Origin of the sequence: Tenacibaculum bernardetii, assembly GCF_029125915.1 — a bacterium.
In the GTDB taxonomy this organism is placed as follows: Bacteria; Bacteroidota; Bacteroidia; order Flavobacteriales; family Flavobacteriaceae; genus Polaribacter; species Polaribacter bernardetii.
Genome location: NZ_JAQJCU010000002.1, coordinates 193,765 through 205,482, shown reverse-complemented (window position 1 = coordinate 205,482; position 11,718 = coordinate 193,765). Strand labels below are relative to the sequence as shown.

The window sequence follows — 11,718 nt, the reverse complement described above, 5'->3', positions numbered from 1 at the left end:
TTTATAATATTATGCATTCCTAGTATAATAGTCGATACTTAACTTATCTGCTACATATTTTGCAGTTTCAATGGCATTATTCTCTTCGTTATGAAATGAAATTTTAAAACGGTCATTACTTTCATCCCAAATAATTACCTCGTAAACATCATTACTATTTAAATAAATTGATGTGTAAGTGAGTTTACTTATAGTTTGCCATTTTCCATAACCAAAAGGACCAACAGAGTAATATTTACGATATATACTTTCTTTAAGATTAAAGTGATGATTATTAACAACAGAAGCTAATAGTGCAAGTGTTATAATATAAATTTCCATTTCTAGAATATGTAAAAAGGAAATGGTATAATTTTCGACAGTTGATACTGAGGTGTTGATAAAAAACTTCACTAGGATAAAAACAGCAAAAGCATAAAGAATAGCAGCCATAAACCTAAAGATAAAATGTTTTTGGCCACCTTTTATTATTATGAGTTTATTCATACTTACTAATCTCCTTTTTAGCAGTTTCAAACTCTTCTGGTGTATTGATGTTTCTAATCAAATGGTCATCTATTTCAATAATTTCAACATCAGAATTAATTAGCACTTTACGAGGGCATGAATATCCTTGTGCTAAATATTGTAGTAATTTAGTATACGCCTTTGGTTCGTAAATGGTAATTAAAGGCTCAGGAAATTCTTTGCTTTTCCCTTTAATTGCTGTTGCTATTTTACTCGGATTTCGTTTTTGTAATAATAACTGAATTAACTCATCATTTACAAAAGGAAGATCTGTAGCGACTACCAGCCAAGCTGAATTAGGATCTTTTTGAAAGGCAGAACAAATTCCGCCAAAAGGACCAAGATTTAAAAAAGTGTCGTGAATTTCAGTTGGTTTTTTAGAAGGTAATTGTACAGAATAAAATGTTTCTAAAGCATTGTTTTCTAGGAGCTCTTTTGTGTATTCTTTTTGAGGTTTTCCATAATAATCTAATTCAGATTTATCTGTTCCCATTCGGGTACTTTTTCCACCAGTTAATACCAACCCTTTAACAGGAGCAATATTTTCTTTGATTAAATTATGAATGTGATTTGTAATTTTATCAACATCATGAATCGTGTAACAAGTTGTATTTTCTATCAGTGGAAATTTTTCGATTAAACAATCAAAAATCTTAGTATCCGAATTTAGTTTTACAATAAATTGGATGTTTGTAATTTGATCTAAACGTTTTTTGATAGAAGCTTCTTTTTCATCATCTAGAATCAGAATTTGTTTAGCACCTTCGTAATGATTCCCGTTTATAAACACAAAATCATGATTAATAAACTGTAAACGTTGCTCAAACTTATTAACGCTTGAGGTTGTGTTTACTTGTAAATTACCTTCATGATGAAAGATGTATTCGGTTACGATGTTTTTATCAAGATTTTTTGCGTGAGAAGCATCGAAATACGCTAAGTTATAGTTCGATAATTTAGTTGAAACCTTTTTAACTAAATCAGCAATAACTCCACATTTAGTTCCCAAAATAGCAACTTCATTGGCAGCAAAATTATCGTTGAATTTTTTAGTGATATTTGCGTGTTTTTGATGTTTTTTACCCATTTTTAATATCTGATTTACCGCCAGTTTTTTCTACTAATTTTACTTCTTTAATCACCATTTTTTGATTGATGGCTTTACACATATCATAAATAGTTAAACAAGTTGCAGAAGCGCCCGTTAAAGCTTCCATTTCAACACCTGTTTTTCCTTCGATAGTTACTTTACAAAAAACCTCTAATTGTTCATCGTCAACAATATTTATATCAATATCTACACCGTTAATTAATAACGGATGACACATAGGAATAATATCAGATGTTTTTTTTACAGCTTGAATGCCAGCAATAATTGCTGTTTGAAAAACGGGTCCTTTTTTAGTAATTAAGTCCTCATTTTTAAAATGAGAAATAATTTCAGCTCCTAAAAACATCGTAGCTTTTGCAACCGCAGTTCGCTTGGTAATTTTCTTATCAGAAACATTCACCATTTTAGGTTGATTCTGCTCGTTTATGTGCGTGAATTTGTTCATTTTTTATATCTAATTACAGGAAAAGTACTTCCTGATTTAAATTCAATTTGTGTTGTTTTCGGAATTTCAATAAAACCAATCGAACTGACATGTTGAATTGTTATTTCATTTTAATATGATAGTGTCACTTCGAGTAATTTTCGATTTTATGAGAAAATTGTATCGAGAAGTTATTTAAACTTCTTCTTTGCTAAATTAGGAAGATTTTCAAAAGCACCATTTATTAAAGCCTTTTTTTTAATTTTTGACCAATTTTTTAGTTGTTTTTCTTTTACAATCGCTAATGCTACATTTGTAAACTCACAATAAAAACTAATTTTAAAGGTCTTCTTTTAAACGTATAACTACCTATGTGTTTTCCTTCTTTATGTTCCATTAATCTTTCTTCAAGGTTAGAAGTAAAACCAGTATAATATGATTTGTCAGAACATTTTAAGATGTAAACATAATAGATTTTCATATTGATTGTATAATAGTTCTCGATACACTTTTATTTCCATTGTCACTTTAATAAAACCACTCGAAAAGACAGGTTGAATTTAATAAAATAAACGAATAGTATTGTCATATCGAGTGAGTTTGATGTCCAATAGGAAAATCAAATTAGTATCGAGATTTTATTTTTTATATCTAATTACAGGAAAAGTACTTCCTGATTTAAATTCAATTTGTGTTGTTTTCGGAATTTCAATAAAACCATCAGCAGCAACTAAACTTGCTAAATCTCCAGAACCATTTCCTTTTATAGGAGTTGCAATTAAATGCCCAAAAGGATAACTTAATTTTACTTGTAAAAAATAAGTTAAATTAGGTTTAAATTCAATATCATGAGCTAAAATAGCTGTTTTTTCATTTGCTTTTATACCTGCTGATTTATAATACCAAGGATAAAAATAAACTAAACAGTTTACAAAAGTAGAAACCGGATTTCCAGGGAAAGCAAAGACAACTGTTTTGTTTTTTTTACTCTGATAAACATGCTGCTCACTAATATCTAAAGCATCTGAGATGCCAAACCAGAAAGGTTTTCCGGGGCGTTGTGCTACTTTATGAAAAAGCTTGTTTACACCTAACTCAGTTAACACTTCAGGTAAAAAATCGAATTTACCTTTACTTACCGCTCCGCTAAATAAAAGCACATCATATTCTTGTAGATAGCCAGCAATCTTCTCTTTTAAAATAGTTTTATTATCAGTAATATGTGCTGTTTCAGAAGGAATGTTCAGTTCATTTAATAACGAAACCAATGAGTATACATTAGATTTTCTTATTTGATAGTCTAAAGGAGTTTCATGCACATCAACCAATTCATCACCAGTAGAAATAATCATAACTTTCGGTTGTTTGGCTACAGTAATAGTCGATTTACCTACAGTCGCAATCACACCGATTTCGGCAGGAGAAATAACAGTGTTTTTGTTAATTAAAACAACCCCTTGTGCTTTGTCTTTTCCTTTTGGATGGATGTTTTGATTTTCATTTATGTTGTGAACAGTAACCGTTGCAATTCCGTTCTCTATAATAACATCTTCATAACGAATTACGGTATCGCAGTTATTAGGTAATACAGCACCTGTCATTACTTCAATGCAATTTTCTGAATTTTGCATAGATAATTGCTCGCTTCCCGCAGGCTGAATTCCTTCAACCTTAAAGTTACGCTGCTTGTTTTTAAAATAAGAATAGTTAATTGCAATTCCGTCCATAGCAACACGATTGAAAGGAGGGAAGTCTCTATCGGCAATAATATCTTCTTTTAAAATTCGGCCTACAGATTTTATAAACGGAATTTCTTCTGTACCGAAATCTTGAGTGCTTTGTGAAATTAGGTGTTTAGCTTCTTTTACAGAAATCATATTTTAAGTTATCAGAGATCTAATAATGATGTCTCTTTTGTTAAAAATCAAAGTTATGAATTTAATTAGTCCGAAAATATAAGGTTTGCATTTTTGTATATTTTATATGTGTTTAGTAGTTGTTTTATTAAATATAATGATGTTTAATTATCAGTAGGTTTTAATAATACTTTTTTAAATGAGTTAATTTTATTCTTATTTGAGCAATACTTATGCTTTTTATCTGTTTAGTTTTGTACCAGCATAAGGATTAAAGCCGAACATCCTTAAAATAGTAGGCATCAACTTTAAAAACAAAAAAATGAAATTAATTAAATTAACAGCTATAACATTAGTTTTATCATTAGTATTAGTGTCTTGTGATAACAATAAAACCAAAAAAGAGCAAATAACTGAAGATACTAAAGAATTAGTAGAAGATGTTAAAGAAAGCATGGAAAATGTTGCAGATGAGATTGAAGAGGGTTTTGATAATTTAGGTGATTATACATACGCTAAGAAATCTGATTTAGAAACAGAGGTTAATAAAAGTATGAAAAAACTAGATGCTGAAATTGAAAGTTTAGAGAATAACTTTAACGAAGCTAAAGCTGAAACGAAAGAGAAAAATAATGAGATGTTGGCTGAATTAAAAGCTAAAAGAGCTGCATTAGGGGAAAGTTTTGATAAATTAGGTAACAGTACAGAGGATAACTGGCAAGATGTAAAAGATGGCTTTGAAAAAGCATATAAAGATGTAGAGAATAGCTTTGAGAAGTTAGCTGATGATTTAGAGAAATAATATTCTTTATTTTATGAATAAAAATTAAGAGTAGTTTTTTAACTTGCTTTTAATAAAAAGAGATTGGTAGTTTTAAACTATCAATCTCTTTTTATTTGTGAATATATCAGCTTTTTAATATATTATTACCCACCAATTGTGCTCATACTTTCAGTAACATTTCCTTTTTTACGATTTGCTTCTGCTATAAATCCGTTTTCGGGCTTTTCTTTTATCAGAGATAAAAAAAGTTCTTTTAAATCGTCGTTACTTGCACCTTTACGAATAAAATCACGCAAGTTAAAAACACCATCATCAAATAAACAGTTTTTAAAAGTACCGGTTGAGGTAATTCTTATTCGATTACAATCGTTACAAATAGTACGTGTAAATGCAGGAATAATCCCTACGGTTCCTTGATGATTTTCGATAGAGAAATTACGTGATGTAGATGATTTTTCTGAAACAATAGGCGCAACAGTATATTCAGATTTTATTTCTGCTATAATTTTATTATAATTCCAGCTTTCTTTCATTTCTCGTTGCCCTTTTCCGTTAAACGGCATTTCTTCAATAAAACGAACTGCAATATTTTTATCTTTGGTTAAGGCTACAAAATCGTTTATTTCATCAGTATTAAAACCAGATTGCACCACTACATTCAACTTTAAGTTTAACGAGCTATTTTCTAATAATTCGAAAGTTTTATAAACTTCAGGAAACACATCGCGACGTGTAATTTTCGCAAATTTATGAGTGTCTAAACTATCAATACTTAAATTGATGTTTTTTATTTTCTCTAACTTTTCTAAAGTTTGAATATGATTAGCAACTAATGCTCCGTTTGTAGTAATATTAATTTCATCTAACAAATCGTTATAAGATAGCATGTCTAAAAACGACATAAAATCTTTACGAGCAAAAGGCTCACCACCTGTTAAACGAACTTTGTTTACACCTAATTCGGTAAGTACGCGAATAAGACGGTACATTTCTTTATAGGTTAATAGCTCTTTTCGTGGTACAATATCAATACCATGAGCAGGCATACAATATTGGCAACGAAGGTTGCAACGATCGGTTACTGCCAATCGAACATAGCTAATTTGTCTGCCGAAATTATCAATAAGTTTGCTCATATTGTAAAGGTATTAAACAATTTCCATCTTCTTTAATAAAAAGGAAGCGTTCATGTTTTTACACACGCCGTTTTTCATTTTATAATCAAAATGCAACTCGTTATTTATAATCTCAGCATCAAAATAATAGTTTTTAATGGTCGTATATTCTGATGATAATTCACATAAACTAACATCGTGTGTGGCGATTATTCCGGTAGAGTTTGATTTGTTTAGTTTTTCAATGAATTTTTTAGAACCAATTGCTTTATCCATGCTATTTGTTCCTTTTAAAATTTCATCTAAAATGATAAAATAATTTTCTGTTTTAATTTCGTTTACGATAAACTTTAAACGTTTTAGTTCGGCATAAAAGTAAGATTCATCATCGCTTAAAGAATCTGAAGTACGCATACTTGTAATTAATTTAACCGGATTGTATTTTACCTTTTCAGCACATATTGGTAAACCAGTATTAGACATTACAATTGCTAACGAAACAGCTCTTAAAAAAGTACTTTTTCCTGCCATATTTGCGCCAGTAACAATAAAAAATGCTTCATTATCTATTACAAAATCATTGTCTATCCTTTTTGTCGTATTCAATAAAGGATGTCCTAAATTCACTACGTTTAAAACTGATTTTTCGTTATTTATAGTAGGAAATATATACTGGGGTTTATTAAAAACAAAGTTTGCTAACGAATTTTGTGCATCAAAAAAAGAAACAACATTAAACCATTCTTCAACAGTGCTTTTGTAGGTAGTAATCCATTTTTCTATTTTAATAGTGTTGCGAATATCCCAAAGAAAAAGTCCGTTACCAACAACAGCAATAATAATGTTATTACGTTGATCGAAAGCATCTAGTTTTTTAGAAAACTCTTTAAATATGGTAGATGCCTTTTTGTTTTCTTTTTTAATTTGTGCTTGTTTGTTTTTTAATGTTGAATTGGTGAATTCCTCATTTTCTATTTGTGCTAATAACTGGTGGTATTGATTAAAAGTTTCTTTTGCTTTGGTGGTTTCAGTCGCTAATTCTTGAATATTTTTAAAAAAGAAAGCAGTCGTTACTAAACCAATAATAAACCATATTAAAAGTATAGAAAACGGAATAATAGCAGAACTTAATAAGCCAATTAAAACAATTGAAATAGCAGAAAAAACATACGAAAAAAGTGCTAAGAAAGATGGTAGCTTCTGCTCATAAGAATGCACCCATTTTACAATAACAGGTATTGCCGTTTTTGTGTTTATTAAACTAGCAACAGCCGTAAAGTGTTGACGCCATTTTACTTTTGACGCAAGTTCTTGTGTTATTTTTTGTTTTTCTTCAATACTGTTAATATCGTTGCTTGTTAAAATAGTAGCTAATAGTTTTTTTCCTTCATTGCTTGCTGTTCTGTTTATGTATTGAAAGAAAGAACCAACACCAAATAAATCGATATCATTGCTAAAATAATGCTCGGGATTTGTAAATTCTTTTCCACTCTCTAAATCAGAAAATGTACCATTTAAAACAGCTATTTCTGTTTTATTAATAGTCAGTTTTGCTTCTAGAAGACTTTTTGTTTGTTTTAAACGTAAGTGTTTTGTTACTAAATAAACAAAAGCAATTAAAGCGATAACACTTGCAATAAAAAATAAGTTGTTTTTTGTAATAGCTATATAGGCTGAAAAAGAAATGGTTAAGAAAGCCAAAAGACGTAAAACACGAGTTATTAGTAATCGTTTTTTTAACGCAATTAAAAGGGTATTTAAACTATTGATTTCTTCTTTATAAAAAGGAATTGGTTGTTGCATTGTGTAGTAAATAAATATTAGTGTAAATGTACATATAGCAACTTACATATCTTTATAAAATTGTATTTTCGTTGTATGCCAACTTCATTAGAACTTCAGCTAAAAACACTACCTTCTTCACCAGGAGTTTATCAATATTTTGATAAAGATGAGGTGATTATATATGTAGGAAAGGCTAAAAACTTAAAAAAACGTGTTTCTTCTTATTTTACGAAGACTCATGAGAATGGTAAAACGCGAATTTTAGTCAAAAAAATTGTTCGGATAGAGCATGTTGTTGTCGACACAGAAACGGATGCATTATTGCTAGAAAATAACTTAATTAAAAAGTATAAACCGCGTTACAATGTTTTATTAAAAGATGATAAATCTTATCCGTGGCTTTGTATAAAAAAAGAACGTTTTCCGAGAGTTTTTTCTACTCGAAGAGTTGTTAAAGATGGTTCTGAATATTTTGGACCTTACACCAACATGAAAATGGTGCAATCACTCTTAAGTTTAATTAAAGAGTTGTATCCGCTGCGAACTTGTACATACGATTTAAGTCAAGAAAAAATAGATTCTTACAAGTATAAAGTTTGTTTAGAATACCATTTAGGTAATTGTAAAGGGCCTTGTGAAGGGCATCAGCATGAAGATAATTATTTAGAAGAAATTAAGGCAATTAGAAATATTCTTAAAGGAAATTTTAAAGAAATTTTAGAGCGATTACAACAAATAATGCTCGATTTTGCTTCGGATATGAAATTTGAAGAAGCTCAAAAAATTAAAGATAAATTAGATTCTTTAAAAAATTATCAAGCAAAATCTACTATTGTAAATCCGTCTATTAATAATGTAGATGTTTTTTCTATTATTTCTGATGAAACTCACGGTTACGCAAATTTTTTTAAAGTGATGAATGGCGCAATCGTGCAATCATACACCACAGAAATAAAAAAGAAACTAGAAGAAACTGATAAGCAATTATTAGAGTTGTTTATCATAGAAACTCGAAACCGATTTAACTCGTTGTCAAGAGAAGTTTATGTGCCTTTTAAAGTCAATTTAGGAGAGCAAATAAAAGTAACCACCCCTAAATTAGGAGACAAAAAACGGATTGTAGATTTATCAGAAAGAAATGCGAAGTATTATCGCATGGAGCAGTTTAAGCAAATAAAAATTGTAGATCCAGATCGTCATGTAAAACGAATCATGAGTCAAATGCAAAAAGATTTACGTTTGCATGTAGAGCCACGCCATATAGAGTGTTTTGATAATTCGAATATTCAAGGAACGCATCCTGTGGCGGCTTGTGTGGTTTTTAAAGATGGAAAACCGAGTAAAAAAGAATATCGTCATTATAACATTAAAACTGTTGAAGGACCCGATGATTTTGCATCGATGGAAGAAGTAGTTTTTCGTCGTTATAGGCGCTTGTTAGAAGAAAAGCAACCGTTACCACAGTTAATTGTTATTGATGGAGGAAAAGGACAATTATCATCAGCCTTAAAAAGTTTAGACGCTTTAGGTTTAAGAGGAAAAATAGCTATTATCGGAATTGCAAAACGATTAGAAGAAATTTATTATCCAGGAGATTCTGTGCCTTTATATTTAGATAAAAAATCAGAAAGTTTAAAAATAATTCAGTTTTTAAGAAACGAAGCCCATCGATTCGGAATTACGTTGCACAGAAATAAGCGAAGTAAAAGTGCTATCCAATCAGAATTAGAACAAATTCCTGATATTGGTAAACAAACCATTACTAATTTATTACGTAAATTTAAATCAGCAAAAAGAGTAAAAGAAGCTACGTTAGAAGAATTAAAAGAAATTGTTGGGTTCTCAAGAGCTCAAAAAGTATATCAATTTTATCAAAAAGAAAAAGAATGAAAAAACTATTAATTATATTGTTTTTACCTGCAATTATGCTGGCACAAAACCAACCTAAAGTAGGATTAGTTTTAAGTGGAGGTGGGGCTAAAGGTTTTGCTCATATTGGCGTTTTAAAAGAATTAGAAAAGGCAGGAGTGCAAATAGATTATATTGGCGGTACAAGTATGGGAGCCATTGTTGGTGGTTTATATGCTGCTGGATATTCTGCAGATAAAATTGAAGAGATTATTTTAAACACCGATTTTGAAACAATTATAAGAGATAAAATTTCTAGGAGAGAAAAACCTCTTTTTAATAAAGAAAATGGAGAAAAATATGCTATTAGCTTGCCTATAAAAGAAGGTAAAATAGGACTTCCGTTAGGGTTATCGAAAGGGCAAAACATATTAAATTTTTTAACAGAGTTGCTAGCTCCTGTAGATAATATTCGTGATTTTTCTCAACTACCAATTCCATTTTATTGTCTAGGAACAAATATTGAAACAGGCGCAGAGGTTCTTTTAGATAAAGGTTCTTTGCCTTTAGCGTTAAGAGCAAGTGGTTCTTTTCCATCGTTATTAAATCCTGTTGAAATTGATGGGGAATTATTAGTAGATGGTGGTGTTGTAAATAACTTTCCTGTTGATATTATGAAGGAAAAAAATATGGACATTATAATTGGAGTTAGTGTTCAGGGAGAGTTGCTTAAAAGAGAAGAACTATCATCTGTAGCGTCTTTACTAATGCAAATTGTAAATTTTAAAATGTATGAAAAAGCAGATGATCAAGTTAAGTTGTTAAATGTTTACATTAAACCAAAAGTTGAAGAGTATAATGTGATTTCTTTCGATAAAAAAGAGGAAATTATTGGTGAAGGAAAAAAAATAGCTAAAACTTTTAAGAATGTTTTTGATAGCATCTCTAAACTTCAATACAATAAAAAGAAACCTAAAAAAATAGAAGTTAAAAAAAATAAATTTTTAGTAGATAGAATTATTATAAAGGGAAATAAAAAATACACAAATAATTATATTTTAGGTAAACTGCAGTTAAAGGAGGGTGATAGTATTTCATATAGTGATATTTCAAGAAAAATAAATACACTAACAGCTTCTAAAAATTTTAAAAGAATAGATTATCATTTCAGAAAATCATTTGAAGGAAAAAAACTTGAATTAGTAGTAAAAGAAGATGATGTAGAATCTTATTTGAGATTCGGATTGCATTACGATTTGTTATATAAGTCGGCTGTGTTATTAAATTATAATCACAAAAAATTACTAACTCAAAATGATGAGTTATCTCTAGACGTAGGAATAGGAGATAAAATAAGGTATGATTTCCAGTATTTTATAGATAATGGCTTATTACCAAGCTATGGTGTAAAATCTAGATACAATACATTTAACAACGATTTTCTGTATGATGCTGATTTAATAAATGTGAGGTATGCCGATTTTACAAACTCGTTTTTTTTGCAAACAACAATGGATAAAAAGTTTGCAATAGGCGTAGGTGTTGAACAAAAGAAGATAGAAATAAAATCTAGTAATGTATTAAGTAACGGTCAGGAAACATTTTTTGATGATAGTAATTATATAAATACATATGCCTTTTTAAAGTTAGATACTTATAATAAAGAGATGTTTCCTACAAAAGGTTTTTATGCAGACGTTGGTTTAAAGTGGTTTGTTTGGTCAGATAGAAATGATAAATTATCAAGATTAGTGCCAGATAGCGAACCTTTTCAGCAATTTTCTCAAGCAGGTGGAACATTAGGTTTCGCAACCACTTTTTACAATAAACTTACATTTCAATATACATCACAAGCAGGTTATACTTTGGGTGATAAAACATCTTTAATGTTTAATTATCGTTTGGGAGGTTATAACCAAAACTATATTAATAATTTTAAACCCTTTTATGGATATGAAACAGGGGTTTTAAGTGATCAGTCTTTTTTAAAATCAGAGTTTAATTTTAGGTATCAGGTTATAGAGAAGCATTATGCTTCTTTTATTGCCAATTACGCTAGAGTAGATGAAGATGTTTTTTCTGACCCAAATCTGTTTAAAAACACCAAATCGGGCTATGCTTTAGGGTATAGTGTTGAAACTTTTTTAGGTCCAGTAGAATTAAAATATACATGGTCGCCAGATCATAAAGAAAAATACTGGTTATTTAATTTAGGTTTTTGGTTTTAGCGCATAAAAAAACCCGTTTCGAAAGAAACGGGTTTTTATTTCATAATAAGATTGCCTTAC

9 protein-coding genes and 1 pseudogene are annotated in these 11,718 nt (G+C 29.6%); 3 read left to right on the top strand and 7 right to left on the bottom strand.

What is annotated here, in order from left to right; all coding sequences use genetic code 11:
* Window positions 1-9: 9 nt before the first annotated feature.
* From P2G10_RS02585 to P2G10_RS02565, 5 genes and pseudogenes are all read right to left on the bottom strand, one after another.
* Window positions 10-486, bottom strand: coding sequence for a hypothetical protein (locus tag P2G10_RS02585; protein ID WP_275315092.1), 477 nt, complete (start codon window positions 484-486; stop codon window positions 10-12).
* Window positions 479-1,594, bottom strand: coding sequence for an NTP transferase domain-containing protein (locus P2G10_RS02580; RefSeq protein WP_275315091.1), 1,116 nt, complete (start codon window positions 1,592-1,594; stop codon window positions 479-481). The genes P2G10_RS02585 and P2G10_RS02580 overlap by 8 nt, the downstream gene beginning before the upstream one ends.
* Window positions 1,587-2,063: a cyclic pyranopterin monophosphate synthase MoaC gene (gene moaC / locus P2G10_RS02575; RefSeq protein WP_218771774.1), complete on the bottom strand. Its 477-nt coding sequence runs from the start codon at window positions 2,061-2,063 to the stop codon at window positions 1,587-1,589. Before moaC ends, P2G10_RS02580 begins: the two co-directional genes overlap by 8 nt.
* Before the next feature lie 170 nt (window positions 2,064-2,233).
* Window positions 2,234-2,523: pseudogene (locus P2G10_RS02570) on the bottom strand (GIY-YIG nuclease family protein).
* Window positions 2,524-2,680: 157 nt separating this feature from the next.
* On the bottom strand, window positions 2,681-3,919 hold the full coding sequence (locus P2G10_RS02565) for a molybdopterin molybdotransferase MoeA (protein ID WP_275315090.1): 1,239 nt from the start codon (window positions 3,917-3,919) through the stop codon (window positions 2,681-2,683).
* A 301-nt stretch (window positions 3,920-4,220) separates the two neighbouring features.
* On the opposite strand from P2G10_RS02565, the gene P2G10_RS02560 reads away from it, so the two are divergent.
* Entirely contained in the window at window positions 4,221-4,700 is a 480-nt protein-coding gene (locus P2G10_RS02560; RefSeq protein WP_218771771.1) for a sll1863 family stress response protein, read from the top strand.
* 125 nt (window positions 4,701-4,825) lie between these two features.
* On the opposite strand, the gene moaA is transcribed toward P2G10_RS02560, so the two are convergent.
* Complete coding sequence (moaA, locus tag P2G10_RS02555) at window positions 4,826-5,818, bottom strand: GTP 3',8-cyclase MoaA (protein ID WP_275315089.1); 993 nt, start codon at window positions 5,816-5,818, stop codon at window positions 4,826-4,828.
* Window positions 5,819-5,830: 12 nt separating this feature from the next.
* Window positions 5,831-7,600, bottom strand: coding sequence for a MutS-related protein (locus P2G10_RS02550; RefSeq protein ID WP_275315088.1), 1,770 nt, complete (start codon window positions 7,598-7,600; stop codon window positions 5,831-5,833).
* 75 nt (window positions 7,601-7,675) lie between these two features.
* On the opposite strand from P2G10_RS02550, the gene uvrC reads away from it, so the two are divergent.
* Together uvrC and P2G10_RS02540 are read left to right on the top strand one after the other, a co-directional pair.
* Window positions 7,676-9,472, top strand: coding sequence for an excinuclease ABC subunit UvrC (gene uvrC / locus P2G10_RS02545; protein WP_275315087.1), 1,797 nt, complete (start codon window positions 7,676-7,678; stop codon window positions 9,470-9,472).
* Window positions 9,469-11,658: a patatin-like phospholipase family protein gene (locus tag P2G10_RS02540; protein ID WP_275315086.1), complete on the top strand. Its 2,190-nt coding sequence runs from the start codon at window positions 9,469-9,471 to the stop codon at window positions 11,656-11,658. The genes uvrC and P2G10_RS02540 overlap by 4 nt, the downstream gene beginning before the upstream one ends.
* The last annotated feature ends 60 nt before the right edge of the window (window positions 11,659-11,718 follow it).